Raw genomic sequence first — 17,805 nt, 5'->3', positions numbered from 1 at the left:
CGACCGTTAAGCCCGCATCGCATGAGGCAGGGACCCGCCTCGCGGCCTCATCAGGCGCCTATGAACTTTTGTACAGGAAAATTGACATATGTCGCAGCCGATGATTAGCTGCGCCGGAAAAGAAGCAGGAAGACGCCTGCTGGCTTGATCCGGCGCCGTGCGGGCGCGCCGAGCCAGAGGGCTTTCGGAGACGCGCATGCCCAAGGAAATCATCGTCGATCCCGATCTCATGCGGCAGAAGGCGACGCTCGCCTTCGCGGAGATTCCGGTCAACGCCTATGCGACGCCCTTCGCGGAGGAGCGGGCGCGGCGCGGCGATGCGGCGCTGCGCGAGATCCTGCGGCATATGCTGATCATCCGCGCCTTCGAGAGCATGCTGGCCTCGTTCAAGGCGACCGGCAGCTATGCGGGCATCTCCTTCAACTATAAGGGGCCGGCGCATCTGTCGATCGGCCAGGAAGGCGCCGCCGTCGGCGCCGCGCTGGCGCTGAAGCCCGAGGATCACATCTTCGGCAGCCATCGCAGCCATGGCGAGTTCATCGCCAAGGGCCTCTCCACGATCGCGCAGCTGGACGAGCCTGCCCTCAACGCGATCATGGCGGAGCATCAGGATGGCGGCCTGCTGCGATCCGTCCAGCAGCATATCGGCGGCGAAGGCAAGGCGCTCGCCGAGAACTTCCTGCTGTTCGGCCTGCTCGCCGAAATCTTCATGCGCGCCAATGGCTTCAATGGCGGCATGGGCGGCAGCATGCATGCCTTCTTCCCGCCCTTCGGCGCCTTCCCGAACAATGCGATCGTCGGCGGCTCGGCCGGCATCGCCACCGGCGCGGCGCTGCGCAAGAAGCTCAGCGGTTCGGGCGGCATCACGGTCGCCAATAGCGGCGACGGGTCGACGGGCTGCGGACCTGTCTGGGAGGCGATGAACTTCGCCGCCATGGCGCAGCTGGACACGCTCTGGGGCGACAAGAAGGGCGGCCTGCCTGTCCTCTTCTTCTTCAACAACAACTTCTATGCGATGGGCGGCCAGACGATCGGCGAGACGATGGGCTGGGATCGCCTGTCGCGCATCGGCGCCGCGATCAACCCCGCCTCGATGCATGCCGAGACGGTGAACGGCACCAACCCGCTGGCCGTCGCCGATGCGGTGGCACGCAAGCGCGCCCTGCTGCTCGAAGGCAAGGGTCCGGCCCTGCTCGACGTCGAATGCTACCGCATCAGCGGCCATTCCACGACCGATACCAATGTTTATCGCTCGCGCGAGGAAATGCAGCTCTGGGAGGCGCATGACCCGATCGTCCTGTTCGAGCGCGCGCTGCTCGATGAAGGCGTGCTGACCGAGGACAGTCTCGCCGCAATGCGTGACACCGTGGCCGCCCAGATCAAGGCGATCACCAGCGCGGCGGTGGACCCGGCGGCCGCGCCGATCGTCGATGTCCGCGCCGATCCGACCCTCATTGGCCGGCTGATGTTCAGCAATGCGGAAATCCCGGTTCCCGAGACGCCCGCACCCCTCCTGGCGGCGCCGGAGACCTCGGCCCGCATCCGCCAGAACGCCAAGAAGGCGCGGTTCGGACTGTCGGAAAGCGGCGAAAAGCTCTCGGCGATGCGCGCCATCACGCTGCGCGACGGGCTGTTCGAATCCGTGCTGCATCACATGGTCAACGACCCCAGCCTCATCGCCTATGGCGAGGAGTGCCGCGAATGGGGCGGCGCCTTCGGCGTCTATCGCGGCCTGTCCGATATCCTGCCCTATGACCGGCTGTTCAACTCCCCGATCTCCGAGGCGGCGATCGTCGCCACCGCAGTCGGTCATGCGCTCGAAGGCGGTCGCTCGCTGGTCGAACTGATGTATGGCGATTTCATCGGCCGGGCCGGCGACGAGATCTTCAACCAGATGGCCAAGTGGCAGTCCATGTCCGCCGGCGCGCTCAAGGTTCCCGTCGTGCTGCGCTGCTCGATCGGCAGCAAATATGGCGCGCAGCATTCGCAGGACTGGTCCGCCCTCGTCGCGCATATTCCGGGCCTCAAGGTGCTCTATCCGGCGACGCCCTATGACGCGAAGGGACTGCTTGCCTCGGCGCTGTCGAGCGAGGATCCCGTCGTGTTCTTCGAGAGCCAGCGGCTCTATGACGTCGTCGAGCAGTTCCGCACCGAGGGCGTGCCGACCGACTATTACCGCATTCCCATGGGGGAGCCGGACATCAAGCGGGTCGGCTCGGATGTCACGATCCTTACCATCGGTCCCTCGCTCTATTCGGCCATCGCCGCCGCGGAACAGCTGGAGACGCATCACGGCCTCTCCGCCGAGATCATCGATGCGCGCTCGCTGGTGCCGTTCAACTATGACACGGTGCTGGAATCGGTGAAGAAGACGGGCCGCATCCTGCTGGTGAGCGAGGCCTCGGAACGCGGCAGCTTCGCCATGACGCTGTCGGCCAACATTGCGCGCTTCGCCTTCGGCGATCTGAAGGCGGCGCCGCGCGTGCTCGGGTCGCCCAACTGGATCGTACCGGGCGCCGAGATGGAGACGACCTATTTCCCACAGGTCGAGGATATTCTCGACGTCGTGACGGGCGAGTTCTTCCCCGAGAAGCGCTCCAACCGTCGCGGCGTGCGCGACTGGAACGATCTCGACCTGGCACGACGCGCCCTCTAGCGGGGGGCGCGTCGCATTCTCATCGATCACTGGAGAAGACCATGGACATTCCGCTGCTGATGCCACAGCTCGGCAATGAAACGACCGAGGCCGAGCTGACCGAATGGCTGAAGGCTGTTGGCGACGCCGTGACCGAAGGCGAGCAGATCCTCGTCGTCACGACCACCAAGCTCAGCATGGAGATCGAAGCGCCCGCCAGCGGCACGATCAAGGAGATCGTGGTGCCGGAAGGCGATCTCGCCGAAATCGGCGCCACGCTCGCCATCATCAGCACGGAGTAGCCCGTGACCAGCGCGGTCCTGCATCGGCTCGGCGGCAAGGACGGCCGGCCCGATGTCGTCCTGATCCATGGCTTCGGCGCCGATCGCCTGTCCTGGCTCGCGAATGCGCCGGATCTCTTCGACGCGTTCCGGATCTCGGCCGTCGATCTGCCGGGCCATGGCGAGGCCGAACCCTTGTCGGGCGATACGAGCCTCGCCGGCCTCGCCGACGCGGTGATCGCCGCGCTCGATCCGCTCGGGCCGGATCCGTTTCATCTGGTCGGGCATTCGCTCGGCGGCGCGATCGCGCTCGAAATCGCCGCGCGCGCCCCCGCTCGCGTCCGCTCGCTCAGCCTGATCGCGCCGGCCGGCCTCGGCCAAGGCGTCGATGGCGACTTCCTCGAGCTCTTCCCCCAATTGCGCGATGCCGACGACGCGCTCGCCTTGCTTCAGCGGCTCGTCACCAGACCCCGCCTCATCAATCCGCCGATGGTGGCGCATGTGCTGAAGCATCTGGAGAAGCCCGGCCGGCGCGCGGCGCTCGCCTCGGCGGCTCTGGCGCTGCGCGCCATCGAGACCGATCTGGCGGACGCGGTCGCCGCGGTCGGGAAGAGCGACATTCCCCGCCTGACGATCTGGGGCGCAGCCGACACGATCAACCCGCTCGATCCCGACAAGCTCGCGGCCTTCGGCGGCGCGCAGCACATCGTGGCCGCCGCCGGCCACATGCCGCAGATCGAGGACTTCAAATCGGTCAATGGCTGGCTCAAGGCCTTCCTGGCGGCCCATTCCTGAAAGCGGGGACGCTCGTGGCAAAGCTCAGACGCGGAACCCAGACGGCGCTTTCGGAAACCGCATCGACGCGGCTGCGCGCGGCCTGGCTCTACTACAATCAGGGCCTCACGCAGAAGGAGGTCGCCGACAAGCTCGGCGTCAGCCGCACGACCGTCATCCGCATCCTCGACGAGGCGGTGAAGCGCGGCGAGGTGCAGCTCTGGATCAACGAGGGCATCGGCGACTGCGTCGAACTGGCGCTGAAACTCGAAAAGGCCTACGGCCTCGATGAGGCGATCGTCGTGCCGTCCGCCGAGGGGCCGGAAGCCACCGCAAAGGCGGTCGGGCTCGCCCTCGGACAGTTCCTCTCCGACGCCATCACCGATCACTGCACCATCGGTGTCGGCTGGGGCCGGACGCTGACCGCCTCGCTGGCGAGCTTCCGCCCTTCGCGAAAAGAGGGCGTGCGGATCGTCTCGCTGCTTGGCGGCGTGCTCGAGGCGCACCAGACCAACCCGATCGAATATTCCTGGCGTCTGGCGAGCCAGCTCGGCGCCGAATGCTATCTCTTCCTGGCGCCGCTCCTGGTCGATTCCGTCGAGACCAAGCGCCATCTCATCGATCGCTGCGGCCTGGACCGGCTCTATCGCCTCGCCGAGGACCTCGACATCGCCGTGATCAGCGCCGGCGACATCGCCGCCTCCGCCACGTCGCTGTCGCGCGCGCTGATCTCGTCGGAGGAACTGAACGAACTCGTGGCCGCCGGCTGCGTCTGCGACACGATGTGCAACTTCCTCGACGCCGAAGGGCGGACGGTCGCCCATCCGCTCAACGACCGCGTCATGTCGATCGATCTCGAGTCGGTGAGCAAGGCGCGGCATATCGTGCTCGCTTCGGGCGGCGCGCATCGCGCAGTGCCGATCCGCGCCACGATCAAGCGCGTCGGCTGCAACACGCTGATCACCGACGAGGCCGCCGCCAAGGCGCTGATCGGCAGCTGACGGGTCAGGCCGAGCCGCTCAGCCTTCCTATGACGGACGACGCGGTGCGGCGCGGGCGACCGGGAAGAGGCGGAAGCCGATCCGCGGCGCGATCAGGCTCCAGAGTCCGCCCCGCGCGAACAGCATGGTTGCAACCGACAGAGCGCCGAGGCCGACCATGTACCAGCTGCCCCAATCCGAGAACTGCTCGCGCAGGACGAAGAACAGCAGGCAGCCGATCAGTGGCCCCTCGATGCTGCCAATGCCGCCGATGACGACCATGAAGATCACCAGCACCGTCCAGTCATTGACGCTGAAGGCGACCTCTGGCGAAATCCGGAGCTTCTGCAGGAAGATCAGTGCGCCGAGAAAGCCTGTAACGCCGGCGCAGATGACATAGACCTGCAGCTTGAGCCGACGCGTGACGACGCCGGCACTCTCGGCCGCGACCTCGTCGTCGCGGATCGCGGCGAGCCCGAGACCGAGGCGCGAGCGCATCAGCGCCCAGATGCAGCCGATCACGGCGACGCAGGCGGCGAGCGTGATCCAGTAGATGATGCTGTCGCGCGTGCCGCGATCGGCCGAGATCGTCTTGACGAGGCCGACCGGGAGCGAAATCCCCGAGCCGCCGCCGAGCGCCCCGACCTGCGCGAAGCCGAGGCGGTAGACCTCCGCGATCACCCAGGTGCCGATGGCGAAATAGGGTCCCGACAGGCGGAAGGCGACCAGGGCCGTCGGCCAGGCGACGATAGCCGCGACGAACCCCGCGACCGGCAGGGCGAGGAGCGGCGGGACGCCGGCGAGAATGGCGAGCGAGAACAGGGTATAGCCGCCGAGCCCGACAAAGGCCTGCTGGCCGATCGAGATCAGTCCGGCATAGCCCGCCATCAGGTTCCAGAGCTGCGCGAGCGCGACATAGGTCATGAACTCGACCAGCAGCCGCTGCGAACCGCCCGAGGCCCAGAGCGGAACGCTCGCCATCGCCAGAACCACGGCAGCGAGAATGGCGAGGCGCACCGGCATGACGCTGCGTGGCAGGCGGCCGGGCATGGCGACGGTCATGGTCATGGGCGCTGCCTCGGAAAGAGGCCCTGCGGACGCAGGACGAGGATGATCAGGAAGACGACGTGGCCGGCGAGGATCTGGTAGCCCGGATCGATCGCCGCGCCGAGGCCCTGCGCGACGCCGAGGATGATGCCGCCGGCCAGCGTTCCCCAGAGCGATCCGAGCCCGCCCATGATCACCGCCTCGAAGGCGAAGAGCAGGCGGATCGAGCCGGAGGACGGATCGAAATTGGTCTTGATCGCCATCAGCACCCCGGCCAGCGCGACGACGCCCGAGGCGATCGCGGTCGCGATCGCGAAGAGATGCCGCCGGTCGGCGCCCATCAGCCCGACGATCTGCGCGTCGTCGGAGGTCGCGCGCATCAGGCGGCCGGTATTGGTCTGCGACATGAACAGGCCGAGCCCGCCCAGCACGAGGAGCGCCGTCGTGAACATGAGCAGCGGCACGAAGCCGATCTGGAACGGGCCGAGGGGCAGCGAAGCGGTGTCGAGCCAGCCCGCATTGAGCCGGCGCGAATTGGCGCTGAAGCCTTCGAGCATCAGGTTCTGCAGCATGACCGAGAAGCCGAAGGTGAGCAGGATGCCCGGCATGATGTCGCGGCCCATGACGCGGTTCAGCACCAGGCGCTGGCCGAGATAGCCGAAGGCGGCGAAGGCCGGCACGAGGATCACCACGGCGAGAAGCGGCGGCAGGCCGAGCATGTCGACCAGCAGCAGCGCCCCGAACGCCGCGGCCACGATGAAGTCGCCATGCGCCAGATTGACGAAGCGCATGACGCCGAACATCAGCGAGAGGCCGGCGGCGAAGAGCGCATAGAGCCCGCCGAGGAGGACGCCCTGCAGGATGGCGTTAAGCAGGTCGGTCATGCGGCGGACCTCGCGCGTCCGAAATAGGCGGCACCGATCTGGTCGCGCGTCAGCTGCCGGGATCGGCCGGTGAGATTCACGCGTCCCTCCTGCAGGCAGTAGAGGCGGTCCGAGATCTCCGTCGCGCGGCCGATATCCTGCTCGACGACGATCACCGCCGTTCCCGCGGCGCGGATAGCAGGCAGGCTTTCATAGATGTCGCGGACAACGACGGGCGCGAGGCCGAGGCTGACCTCGTCCAGCAGGAGGAGGTCGGGATTGGCCATGAGGGCACGCCCGATCGCGACGGCCTGCTGCTGACCGCCGGAGAGTTCGCTCGCGCCCTGACGGCGCTTCTCCTTGAGGATGGGGAACAGGGCCTGCACCTTCTCCAGCGACCAGTGCCCCTTGCGCCCGCCCGTGGCGCCGAGGCGCAGATTCTCCTCGACCGACAGCGAGGCGAAGAGCCGGCGCCCCTCGGGCGACATGGCGACGCCCGCACGGGCGATCCGGAAGGCCGGCTCGCCGGCGATATTGGCGCCGCGCAGCAGGATCGAGCCCGGCCGGGTCGGCAGAAGACCGGTGACGCTGGCGAGGAAGGTCGACTTGCCGGCGCCGTTCGCGCCGACCAGCGCGACGACCTCGCCCGCCTCGACATCGAGATCGACACCGAACAGCGCCTGGAAATCACCGTAGAACGCGTCGAGGTTCCGCACCGAGAGGAGGTTCGTCATGCCGGAACTCCGAGATAGATTTCCTGCACCTGCCGACTCGCGAAGACCTCCTGGGGATCTCCTTCGGCGATCTTGGCGCCGAACGAGATCACCGCCAGGCGATCGACGACGGCGAAGAGCGCGTGGACGACATGCTCGATCCAGATGATGGCGACGCCCTCTTTCCGAATGCCCCGGATCGCCTCGATCAGGCTCTCGCATTCGAGATCGGTCAGGCCGCCGGCGATCTCGTCCAGCAGCAGGACGCGCGGCCGGGTCGCGAGGCCGCGTGCGAGTTCGAGGCGCTTGCGCTCCAGAAGGCGCAGGCGGCCGGCGGGCACGTCGGCGAGATGGCCGAGCCCAAGCCGGTCGAGAATGGCGAGGCAGTCGCTGCCGGCCATGGCTGCCGCCTCGCCGGCACCGAATTCCGCGGCGACCAGGAGGTTCTCATAGACGGTGAGCCCGACCCAGGGACGCGGGATCTGGAAGCTGCGGCCGATGCCGGCGCGGCAGCGCGCGGCAGCCGAAAGCGCCGTGATGTCCCGCCCGGCGAGGCGGATCGTGCCGCGGTTCGGGCGGACGGACCCGGCGATCAGGTTGAACAGCGTCGACTTGCCGGCGCCGTTCGGACCGATGATGCCGAGCGCATCGCCCGCATCGACGGCGATCGAAACGTCGTCGACCACCTTCAATGCGCCGTAGCTCTTTCCAAGTCCGGTCGCTTCGAGAAGCATGGTTCCCTCCCCGGCACGCGCTGGCGGGGCCGCCGGCCCGCGGCCCCTATCGCCGTCAGCCGCCGATCGGGCGCATGGCGGCGCTGGTCGGGATTTCGGGATGGGCGCCGTTCTCGACGATCGCGAGTTGCGGCTTGCCGTCCACCACCGACCACTGGCCGCCGACGAGCGGCGTCTTCGAAATGCCCGGCACCGGACCCGTGGTGAAGTTCACCTTGCCGACGATGGAATCGTAGTTCGTGGCGCGGATCGCATCGCGGATCGCTTCTGGCTTGGTCGGATCGCCGGACCGCTTCAGGGCGTCGACGACGACCTCGAACAGCGAATGCTTGAAGGCGAGTGGCATCGTCCAGGGCTTGCCGGTCGCGGCCTCATAGGCGTCGGCGAGTTCCTTCGAGCTCTGGCCGGTGAAGCCGGACTTGAAGGGATGGTTCGGGCTCCACCACACTTCGACGGACAGGCCATCGCCGCGCTCGCCGAGGCTGGAGATCACCTGCGGGAATTCCAGCGCCTTGCCGAAGGTGACGACCTTGGGGTGGAAGCCCTGCTGCGCCGCCTGGGTCCAGAAGGTCGCGAAATCCGGCGGCGGCACGACGCCCGTCACGATCTCGACGCCGGCATTCTTGAAGGCGGTGATCTGGGCGGTGAAATCGTCCGACATCACCTGATAGCGGCCGGGATCGACCAGCGTGTAGCCCTTCTCGGCCAGAACCGGGGGGAAGCCCATCTTGGGATCGCCCCAGCCATTGCCGTCGGGATCGTTGGGCCATAGCGCGCCCACGACCTTGTTGGTCTCGACCTTCTCCCAGATGCCGGTGAAGGTGGCGATCACATCCTCGAGGCCCCAGAAGAAGTGATTGGTCCACTCGAAGCCCTTCGCCGGATCGCCGCCGCGGCCGAAGAAATGCGGCTGCCAGGGCGTATCATTGGTGATGCAGGGGACGCCGTTCAATTCGGCCTGATCGGCCACCGGATTGGTGGTGTCGGGCGTCGAGGTCGCGGTGAGGATATGCACCGCTTCGTTCAGGATCAGCTCCTGCGCCACGGTCGCGGCGCGGTTCGAGCTGGACTGGCTGTCCTTGACGATGATCTCGACGGCCCATTTCTCGCCGTTGATGTCGATGCCGTCGGCGAGACCCTTGCGGAATTGCTCGAGCACGAAGGCGTCGGGTTCGGCGAAGACGGCGAGCGGCCCCGTCTGGGGCGTGACGAAGCCGACGCGGATTACCCGATCCGCGGCAAGCGACAGGCGCGGCAGCACGGCTGCGGCGCCGAGCGCCAGCGCCGCCCGGCCAAAGCTGCGCCGGCTTATCATCATCGTCCGCGGCGTGCTGTCATCGGCGGCGAAATCGGTCATCTGGGTCTCCTCCCCCATGTGAATACGGCCGACGGTTCAGGACCGGTCGATGGCCGTCAGGTGCGTGGGCATCATTCCCGGGATGGATCCGACCTCCTCATCCGCAGCGCGGCGCTCCCATGTGGGCCGTCCACGGCGATCGATCCTCCCGAGGCCCACGGGCCTGCCTCTCGATAAGAGGCGGCGGCCCGGATGCTCGCAATGGCGCGGGAGGTATCCTGCGATACCCACCAGCCGCCGGGTTCCTCGCAGCGCACGCCCGGCTAGGCGCGAGCCGTCGCGCGGCCGCCCGGCGAATAGGCGCTCGCTCGAACCTTCGCTAGACGTCGCCGTTCAAGCGCTGGCTATGCCCAGGAACTCCCTGAGCAGCCGGATATACGCCTCCGGCTGCTCGATGCAGGGGAGATGGCCCGCGCCCTCAAGGCACACATAGCCGGCGTGCTGGATCAACGCCGCCGTGCCCTGGACGAGGGCGGGCGGCGTGGCACCGTCCTCGCTGCCGGCGATGACGAGGACGGCGTGCCGCATCGCGTGGCAGGCCGCCGACAGATCGGCGCCAGCCAGTGCCTCGCAGCAGCCGAGATATCCCGCCAGATCGCAGCGGGTGAGCATCGCCCGCCATCCAGCCAGTTCCTCCGGATGCTCGCGCCGCCAGCGGGCGGAGAACCAGCGCTCCAGGATCGGATCGGCGATCGACGCGATGCCACCGCGTTCCAGCGCGCCGATGCGGTCCGACCACATCTGCGGCGAGCCGATACGGGCCGCGGTGTTCGAGAGGACCAGCCGGTCGACGCGGCCCGGATGCGCCTCCGCGAGCGCCATGGCGATCTGCCCGCCGATCGAGAGGCCGACGACATGGGCGCGCGCGACGTCGACCGCGTCCAGCACCGCGATCGCATGCGCGGCGAGCTGCGGGATCGAATAGGGCCGCTCGGCCGTCTCGGAGAGGCCATGGCCGGGCTTGTCGAAGCGGATCACCCGGAAGGCGCCGGCAAGCCCGTCCGCGATCCCGTCCCACATGCGCAGCTCGGTTCCGAGCGAATTCAGCAGCAGAACCGCCGGCGCCCCGGCCGGTCCATCCACCTTCACATGCAGGCATATGCCTTGCGAGCGAACCATTAGCATCGGGTGCGTTCTCCTGTTGGAGCCGCAAGGAAGCCCTCGCGAAACCACGGTAGACAATGCGCCATGCCGTGTTGTCTGATACCCAAAAGGTATCGCACGACACGCTATGATGCGTCGTCGATCGCATTCCGCTCGGGGAGGACGGGATGGAGTTCAAGCGTCTCAAGTATTTTCTGGCCGTGGCGGAGGAACTGCATTTCGGCCGCGCGGCGACGCGCCTCGACATGGCGCAGCCGCCGCTGTCGCGCCAGATCGCGACGCTGGAGGCCGAACTCGGCGTCCAGCTCTTCGACCGCAGCCGCAGCCAGATCCGCCTGACGCAGGCCGGCGCGGTGCTGCAGGACCATGCCCGGCAGATCCTCGACCGGCTCGACGCGGCCTATCGCGAGACCAAGCTGATCGGCTCCGGCGGCGCGGGGCGCATCCGCATCGCCTTTGTCGGCTCCGCCTCGCACGGCCTGCTGCCGACGCTGATCAAGTCGTTCCGCTCCTTCTATCCGGATGTCGAGCTGGCGCTCTCGGCGATGAACAATGCCGAACTGCAGCACGCTCTGGTCAGCCGCGAGATCGACATCGCCGTGGCGCGGCCCGAGCTGAAGGACGAGGAATTCCGGCGCGAATTGCTGTGCCGCGAGCGCCTCATCCTCGCCCTGCCCGACAATTCGCGCTTCTCGGGCCAGAGCGAGGTGCGCCTGACGGATCTCGCCGACCAGACCTTCGTGCTCTATCCCCGCCGCCCGCGGCCGAGCTATGCCGATGTCGTGCTCGGCATCTGCGAGCGCGAAGGTTTCAAGCCGGCGGGGCTGGAACTCACGCAGGATTTCCAGAGCGCCATCAGCCTCGTCTCGGTCGGCGTCGGCCTGTCGGTCGTACCGGAATCCGTCGGCCGCACCCAGCGTCCCGGCGTGATCTACCGGCCCTATGTCGGCTATAATCCGGGCACGGCGCTGACGGTGCACGCGAGGCTCGACAACCGCGCGCCGCAGGTGATGAACTTCATGGACATCACGCGGAAATTCGCCCGCAAGCACTGAGACGGCCGATCAGCCCGCCGGCCGCGGATCGTCGCGGAACGAAGTCGGCGGGACCGAGGCCCGCGCGCTGAACGTGGCGTGCCAACGGGCGAGCGTGGGGCGCCCATCGCGCCAGGCCTCGCTGGCGAACCGGAAATCCAGATAGGCGAGCGCGACGCCGATCGTCAGATGGCCGATGTCGAACGGGCGCTGCTCCAGATCGGGCACATGCGTCTCAAGCCAGTCGGCGGTGCGGACGAGCTTCGTGCGGTAGACGCTCACCAGCTCCGCCGAACGCTGCGCCTCGGGGCGCATGCGCGTCTCGACCAACCAGGCGAGCGCGACGTCGAGCAGGCCGTTGCCGAGCGCCTCGTCGCGCTCGGCCTCGAACTGGCCGGGCCCCTGCGGAAACAGGCGCGGCCCCGCCTCGGATTGTTCGTCGGCCCAGCGGCAGATGACGTGGCTGTCGAAGAGCACCCGGCCATCATCGAGCTCCAGCGTCGGGATCTTGGACAGCGGATTGAGCCGCATCAGCCCTTCATGCGGGATCATCGGATCGGCATAGGTCCTAATAGTTCGGATGCCATCCGCCAGCCCCTTCTCGTGCAGCGCGACCATGACCTTGCGGACATAGGGAGAGCGCGGCGACCAGTGCAGCAGCGGCATGGCTCAGCCTTTCCGGCGCGCCGCGCGCAGGACGTCTTCGTTGATGGTCACGCCGAGGCCCGGACCGGTGGGGCAATGGATGTGGAAGTCCCGGAAGACGATCTCGCCCTGCGTCAAGTCGGCCTTGAGGATCTTGGGACCGAAATGCTCACAGCCCCATTCAACCTGCGGCAGCGTCGAGAGCACGGCGAGATGCGCGGCGGCACCGATGCCGGTTTCCAGCAGGCAGCCGCCGTAGAGCTCGAGCCCGCAGGCCTGCGCGATTCCCGCAGCCCGCTTCAGATTGAACAGCCCGCCGCTCTTCACGAGCTTCAGCGAATAGACGCTGCCGGCGGCGCCGATCGCGTTGGCGACGATCTCCGGGCCGGTGAAGGCCGCCTCGTCGATCATGATCGGGATCGCGCTGCGGGCCGCGATGCGGGCCGTGGCCGCGATCAGGCCCGGCCGCAAGGGCTGCTCGATCAGCACGACGCCAAGTTCGGCGAGGCGCGGCAGGAAGCGGATCGCCGTCGCCTCAGTCCAGCCCTGGTTGACGTCGCAGACGATCTCGCAGCCAGGCAGCGCCTCGACGATCTTCGTCAGGCGGGTCATGTCGTCGGCGGGCGAATGGAAGCCGAGTTTGATCTTGAAGCGGCGATGCTCGCGCGCTGAAAGCTTGGCCTTCGCCTCCTCGATCTCCTGCTCGGCGTCGCCCGAAGCCAGCGCCCACAGCACCTCGATCCGATCGCGGACCGCGCCGCCGAGCAACTGGCTCGCCGGCAGGCCGAGCGCCTTGCCGGCCGCATCGAACAGGGCGCTGTCGACGCCGGCTCGGGCAGCGTTGTTGCGGTTCGCGGCCTTGGCCATGAGCAGCGCGTTGCGCTCGAAATCGAGCGCGCTCCGCCCGCGGATCGCCGGGGCGATATAGGCGTCGATATTCGCCTTGATCGCCTCGACGCTCTCCTCGGCCCAGCGCGGGCCGCCGAGCGTCGCCGCCTCGCCATAGCCGACCGTGCCATCACCGAGGATCACCTTCACGATCACATAGGACTGGAAGCTGATCTCGGTATTCGACAGGCGGTGGCGCCGCGTGGTCGGACAATCGACGATGACCGTCTCGACGGCGGCAATCTCATGCCCCCGTGGCGCCTCGGCAACGGAAACCGGAAAGGCGAGCTCCGCTGTGTCCGGCTTGTGCATCATGGTCGTCCCTGGTGTGTCCGCATGAATGAGCGGCTTCGGAATACAGAACGCAACGCCGCGCCCGTGCCTCGGCAGGAGCGCGGCGTCAGAATTGCCGCTTACTCGGCGGCCATGCGCTGCTCGGCGGCGTGCGGCAGGGTGAAGTCGAACCGCAGGACGAGATCCGTATCCGCGCCCGCCGGCGCCTTGCGGAACTCGCCGATCAACTCCTGCTTGACCGCGAACACCGAGTCCTCGTCGAGATAGGGGCTCTCGCCGTCGAATATCTGCGAGATCAGCGGGCGATAGCCTTCGCGGGTCACCATCATGTGCAGATGCCCCGGCCGCATCTGATGATGGCCCATATAGCGGATCAGTTCGCCCGCGGTCTCGTCGCCGGGGATCGGATAGGGCACCGGGCGGATGGCGCGGAAGGCATAGTGGCCGTTCTCGTCGCTCTCGAAGCGGCCGCGGAGATTGTAGTCTGGCTGGTCGGGATCGTGGTTCTCATAGAGCCCGTTCGGCGCGTCCTCCCACACATCGACGATGGCGCCCTGGATCGGCTTGCCGTCGACGTCGCGGATATAGCCCTCAACGAAGACCGTCTCCTGCGTGTCGAACGCCTTCTGGACCGTCGAGGCGCCCTTCGGCAGGATCGGGGCGTTGTCGCGGAAGAACGGGCCGAGCACCGTCGACGTCGTCTCGCTGCCCGCGATCGGGTTCGAGAGCATGTCGACCAGCACCTCGACGCCGACGATGTCGGCGAGGAGGATGAACTCCTGTCGCTTGTCGGAGCAGGTCTGTCCGGCGCGGGCCAGGAAGTCGCAGGCCGCGAGGAATTCCGGATGGGTGAGATTCACCTCCCGGCAGAAATCATGCAGGTGATGGATGAGGCTCGTCATGATCTCGCGCTGGCGCGCGGAGATCGCCTCATGCTTGCCCAGTGACTGGATGACGACGTCCGTGACGTTCTCGATGGTGACGTTGCGCATGGTGTTCCTCCTCGAACTGGATCCCGACACAGGGTCGGGGGCGGGCGCCTCCTGTGCCCTCCGCTGATCCAAGGTTTGCACCCGGCGCCGCGAGCGTGCCAGCCGGGCGGCCGGTATCGGGCGATACCGCAGGCGTTCGACGCACCGGAGCGCCCTGGTCCCATGGCCGCTTTCCCCACCTTTCGAGGGCCGCCATGACCGCCGTCAATCGTCGATCCTGTCACGGCTAACCGGCACTTCCCGTGACGATCCCGCCTCTTCGCAGAGCTCATTCGGGCTTTTATCAGCTTGCCAGACAAGCTGATAAAGATTAGGCTCCGCCAACCAATCGAAGCGCCGGGGATGTGGGCGCAATCGAGCGCGGAGGAAATCTGGATGAGAGCGAGAGCGCGGCAGCGATCGGCCTCTGGGCACGGCGCGCGGGCGGCGAACGGCATGGCGAAGGCGTCCCAGCCGGAGCGTTCGATCGTCGCATGACGGACTCATCGCAAAGCCCCGTCGCGCTGATCACCGGCGCCGGCTCGGGCATCGGCCTCGCCTGCGCACGACGCTTCGCTGCCGCCGGCTACGCGCTGGCGCTCCTCGATATCGACCGGGCAGCCGTGGAAACCGCGTCCCGTTCCATCCGCGAGAGCGGCGCCGACGTCCTTGCGCTCGTTGGCTCCGTCGCCGACGAAGCGGCCATCGAAAACGCCGTGGAAGCCGCGGAGCAGACGCTCGGGCCGGTCCGGCTCCTGATCAACAGCGCCGGCATCGCCAGTAACAAGCCGACCTTCGAGCTGTCGCTCGCCGATTGGGAGCGGGTGGTTTCGATCAATCTGACCGGCACCTTCCTCACCTCCCGCATCGTCGGCGCCAGGATGGCGGCCCGCGGACGCGGCGTGATCCTCAATCTCGGCTCGATGTTCGGAACCGTCGCGGCGCCGCGGCGCGCCGGCTATTGCGGCACCAAGGCGGGCGTCGACATGCTCGGCCGCGTGCTGGCCGTCGAATGGGCGGAGCACGGCATCCGCGTCAACACGATCGCGCCCGGCTATGTGCGGACGCCCTTCGTCGACGACCTCATCGCCGCCGGCCGCATGGACGAGCACGCCCTTCTCGGCCGCACGCCGATGAAGCGCATGGCCGCGCCCGAGGAGATCGCCGACCTCGCCATCTTCCTCGCCTCCGACGCCGCAGCCTTCATCACCGGTCAAACGATCGGCATCGATGGCGGCTGGACGGCGTACGGCTACGTCTGAATCCCCGCGGAGCGCGCCTTCGATGCCTGACTACAAGAACCTCTCCCCGGCGGCGCCCTGGCGCGAGCTGATCGCGACGGATGCCGATTGGGCCGCCGCCGATCCCGCCTTTCTCGGCAATCTCCTGACCTCGATGCAGGTCATCCGAGCCTTCGAGGAGAAGGTGCTGGAGCTCGCGGGACAGGGCCTCGTGCACGGCCCCGCCCATTCGGCGATCGGCCAGGAAGGCGGTGCCGTCGGCTCCGCCCTGCCGCTGCGCGCCACCGACCAGATCAATGGCTCGCATCGCGCGCATCACCAGTTCCTCGCCAAGTCGCTGCGCTTCATCGAGCCGGACGGCCTCTCGCCGACGGCCGATCTGGCGGCGTCGGTTCGCGACCTCTCACACAAGACCCTGTCCGAGATCCTCGGCCTTGCCGACGGCTTCTGCCATGGCCGTGGCGGCTCGATGCATCTGCGCTGGGCCGATGCCGGCAATCTCGGCACCAATGCCATCGTCGGTGGCGGCGCACCGCTGGCCGCCGGCGCCGCCTTCGCGCATCGCCGGGCAGGAACCGGCGATGTCGCCTTCACCTATTTCGGGGACGGGGCGATCAATATCGGCTCGGTGCTGGAGACGATGAACCTCGCGGCGGCCTGGAAACTGCCGCTCTGCTTCTTCGTCGAGAACAACCGCTACGCCGTGTCGACCACCGTCGAGGAATCGACTGCCGAGACCCGCCTTTCCGCACGCGGCAGCGCCTTCGCGATCCCCGCCTGGAAGGTGGACGGCATGGATCCGCTCGCCGTCTATCTCGCGACGCAGGAAGCGCTGGAGGTCATGCGCTCCGGCGGCGGGCCGACGATCATCGAGGCGGATGTCTATCGCTTCTTCCATCAGAACGGCCCGCTGCCCGGCAGCGCCTTCGGCTATCGCAGCAAGGCCGAGGAGACCGCCTGGCGCGAGCGCGACCCGATCGACCGTGTCGCGCGCGTCCTGATGGAGCGGCAGATTCTCGGCGAGGCGGCCATCGCTGCGCTGCGCCAGCGTTGCAAGGCGCTGATGGACGACGTCGCCGCCGAACTCATCGAGGAGGTCGACGGCAAGCGTCGTATCCGTCCGACGCTCTGGCCCTCGCCCTCCTTCCGCGATTTCGGCATTCGCGGCGATCTCTCCGAGTTCCAGGACGTACGCACGGCGGAACTCGAAACCTTTGCCGGCGCGATCGAGCCCGAGGCGAAGTTCGTCGACATCGTCGCCGACGTCATGCAGCGCCGCATGGAGCAGGACCCCCGCATCGTCGTGATGGGCGAGGATGTCCACCGCCTCAAGGGCGGCACCAATGGCGCGACGCGCGGGCTCAAGGACCTCTTCCCGGACCGCGTCCTCGGCACGCCGATCAGCGAGAACGCCTTTGCCGGCCTCGCCGGCGGCCTCGCCATGGATGGACGAAACATCCCCGTGATCGAGTTCATGTATCCGGACTTCCTGTGGGTCGCGGCGGACCAGGTGTTCAACCAGATCGCCAAGGCGCGGCACATGTTCGGCGGCGACAGCGAGATGCCGCTGGTGCTCAGGACCAAGGTCGCGATGGGCACGGGCTATGGCTCGCAGCATTCGATGGACCCCGCCGGCATTTTCGCGACCTCGGTCGGCTGGCGCATCGTCGCCCCCTCGACGCCGTTCGACTATGTCGGGCTGATGAACAGCGCGCTCCGCTGCAAGGATCCCGTGCTCGTGCTGGAGCATGTCGATCTCTACAATGCGCGCGGGCCGGCGCCGGTGGGCGATCTCGACTATTTCATCCCGCTCGGCAAGGCGAAGGTGCTCCGCACCGGCAGCGCCGTCACGGTCCTGACCTATCTCGGCATGGTCCGGCATGTGCTCGACAAGGTCGAGGAACTCGGCGTCGATGCCGAGATCATCGATCTGCGCAGCCTCGACCGGGCCGGCCTCGACTGGCAGACGATCGAGGCCTCGATCCGCAAGACGGGCAATGTCCTGATCGTCGAGCAGGGTTCGATCGGCACCTCCTATGGCGGCTGGCTCGCCGCGGAGATCCAGAGCCGCCTGTTCGACTGGCTCGACCAGCCCGTGCAGCGCGTCCATGGCGGCGAGGCCTCGCCCAGCATCTCGAAGGTGCTGGAGACGGCGGCCTTCGCCGGACCTGCCGATGTCGAAGCGGGCCTGCGCACCGTCATGGCCGGCCAGGGCCGCCCCCTCCCCTAATTCTCTCTCCGGAG

Annotated in this window: 16 protein-coding genes; 7 read left to right on the top strand and 9 right to left on the bottom strand. The window is 67.6% G+C overall.

Annotation, left to right across the window (positions count from 1 at the left end):
- The first annotated feature begins 196 nt into the window (after nt 1-196).
- From GGR25_RS14210 to GGR25_RS14195, 4 genes are read left to right on the top strand one after another with little or no spacing between them, the layout of a single operon-like run.
- Complete coding sequence (locus GGR25_RS14210) at nt 197-2,656, top strand: alpha-ketoacid dehydrogenase subunit alpha/beta (protein ID WP_183399427.1); 2,460 nt, start codon at nt 197-199, stop codon at nt 2,654-2,656.
- 41 nt (nt 2,657-2,697) lie between these two features.
- On the top strand, nt 2,698-2,937 hold the full coding sequence (locus GGR25_RS14205) for a biotin/lipoyl-containing protein (protein ID WP_183399426.1): 240 nt from the start codon (nt 2,698-2,700) through the stop codon (nt 2,935-2,937).
- A gap of 3 nt (nt 2,938-2,940) precedes the next feature.
- Nucleotides 2,941-3,711 (top strand): alpha/beta fold hydrolase, encoded by a 771-nt coding sequence (locus GGR25_RS14200; protein ID WP_183399424.1) that lies wholly within the window; start codon nt 2,941-2,943, stop codon nt 3,709-3,711.
- 14 nt (nt 3,712-3,725) lie between these two features.
- Nucleotides 3,726-4,691: a sugar-binding domain-containing protein gene (locus GGR25_RS14195; protein WP_183399423.1), complete on the top strand. Its 966-nt coding sequence runs from the start codon at nt 3,726-3,728 to the stop codon at nt 4,689-4,691.
- A gap of 27 nt (nt 4,692-4,718) precedes the next feature.
- On the opposite strand, the gene GGR25_RS14190 is transcribed toward GGR25_RS14195, so the two are convergent.
- The 6 genes from GGR25_RS14190 to pcaD all read right to left on the bottom strand — a co-directional run bounded on the left by GGR25_RS14190 (nt 4,719) and on the right by pcaD (nt 10,509).
- Entirely contained in the window at nt 4,719-5,732 is a 1,014-nt protein-coding gene (locus GGR25_RS14190) for a branched-chain amino acid ABC transporter permease (protein WP_380146898.1), read from the bottom strand.
- Nucleotides 5,733-5,734: 2 nt separating this feature from the next.
- Complete coding sequence (locus GGR25_RS14185) at nt 5,735-6,601, bottom strand: branched-chain amino acid ABC transporter permease (RefSeq protein WP_183399421.1); 867 nt, start codon at nt 6,599-6,601, stop codon at nt 5,735-5,737.
- Nucleotides 6,598-7,314, bottom strand: a complete 717-nt coding sequence (locus tag GGR25_RS14180; protein ID WP_183399420.1) for an ABC transporter ATP-binding protein — start codon at nt 7,312-7,314, stop codon at nt 6,598-6,600. The genes GGR25_RS14185 and GGR25_RS14180 overlap by 4 nt, the downstream gene beginning before the upstream one ends.
- Nucleotides 7,311-8,027, bottom strand: coding sequence for an ABC transporter ATP-binding protein (locus GGR25_RS14175; RefSeq protein WP_183399419.1), 717 nt, complete (start codon nt 8,025-8,027; stop codon nt 7,311-7,313). Before GGR25_RS14175 ends, GGR25_RS14180 begins: the two co-directional genes overlap by 4 nt.
- A gap of 55 nt (nt 8,028-8,082) precedes the next feature.
- Nucleotides 8,083-9,342 (bottom strand): ABC transporter substrate-binding protein, encoded by a 1,260-nt coding sequence (locus GGR25_RS14170; protein WP_210299970.1) that lies wholly within the window; start codon nt 9,340-9,342, stop codon nt 8,083-8,085.
- A gap of 375 nt (nt 9,343-9,717) precedes the next feature.
- Nucleotides 9,718-10,509, bottom strand: coding sequence for a 3-oxoadipate enol-lactonase (gene pcaD / locus GGR25_RS14165; RefSeq protein WP_183399418.1), 792 nt, complete (start codon nt 10,507-10,509; stop codon nt 9,718-9,720).
- Nucleotides 10,510-10,655: 146 nt separating this feature from the next.
- Here pcaD and GGR25_RS14160 point away from each other — a divergent pair, with 146 nt between their 5' ends.
- Nucleotides 10,656-11,543 carry a LysR family transcriptional regulator gene (locus tag GGR25_RS14160; protein ID WP_183399416.1) on the top strand — a complete coding sequence of 296 codons (888 nt, stop codon included), beginning with the start codon at nt 10,656-10,658 and terminating at the stop codon, nt 11,541-11,543.
- A gap of 9 nt (nt 11,544-11,552) precedes the next feature.
- Here the strand turns inward: GGR25_RS14160 and GGR25_RS14155 are convergent, their stop codons facing one another.
- The 3 genes from GGR25_RS14155 to GGR25_RS14145 all read right to left on the bottom strand — a co-directional run bounded on the left by GGR25_RS14155 (nt 11,553) and on the right by GGR25_RS14145 (nt 14,341).
- Nucleotides 11,553-12,188: a glutathione S-transferase family protein gene (locus tag GGR25_RS14155; RefSeq protein WP_183399415.1), complete on the bottom strand. Its 636-nt coding sequence runs from the start codon at nt 12,186-12,188 to the stop codon at nt 11,553-11,555.
- Between the two features lie 3 nt (nt 12,189-12,191).
- Nucleotides 12,192-13,370: a muconate/chloromuconate family cycloisomerase gene (locus GGR25_RS14150; protein WP_246409658.1), complete on the bottom strand. Its 1,179-nt coding sequence runs from the start codon at nt 13,368-13,370 to the stop codon at nt 12,192-12,194.
- 98 nt (nt 13,371-13,468) lie between these two features.
- Nucleotides 13,469-14,341 carry a dioxygenase family protein gene (locus GGR25_RS14145; protein WP_183399414.1) on the bottom strand — a complete coding sequence of 291 codons (873 nt, stop codon included), beginning with the start codon at nt 14,339-14,341 and terminating at the stop codon, nt 13,469-13,471.
- 473 nt (nt 14,342-14,814) lie between these two features.
- Between GGR25_RS14145 and GGR25_RS14140 the strand changes: the two genes are divergently transcribed.
- Together GGR25_RS14140 and GGR25_RS14135 are read left to right on the top strand one after the other, a co-directional pair.
- On the top strand, nt 14,815-15,582 hold the full coding sequence (locus GGR25_RS14140; protein WP_183399412.1) for an SDR family NAD(P)-dependent oxidoreductase: 768 nt from the start codon (nt 14,815-14,817) through the stop codon (nt 15,580-15,582).
- Between the two features lie 22 nt (nt 15,583-15,604).
- Nucleotides 15,605-17,791, top strand: coding sequence for an alpha-ketoacid dehydrogenase subunit alpha/beta (locus GGR25_RS14135; RefSeq protein WP_183399410.1), 2,187 nt, complete (start codon nt 15,605-15,607; stop codon nt 17,789-17,791).
- Nucleotides 17,792-17,805 lie beyond the last annotated feature (14 nt).

Origin of the sequence: Kaistia hirudinis, assembly GCF_014196455.1 — a bacterium.
In the GTDB taxonomy this organism is placed as follows: domain Bacteria; phylum Pseudomonadota; class Alphaproteobacteria; order Rhizobiales; family Kaistiaceae; genus Kaistia; species Kaistia hirudinis.
Note: the sequence above shows the minus strand (reverse complement) of the source record. Positions and strands in the feature narration are given on the sequence as shown.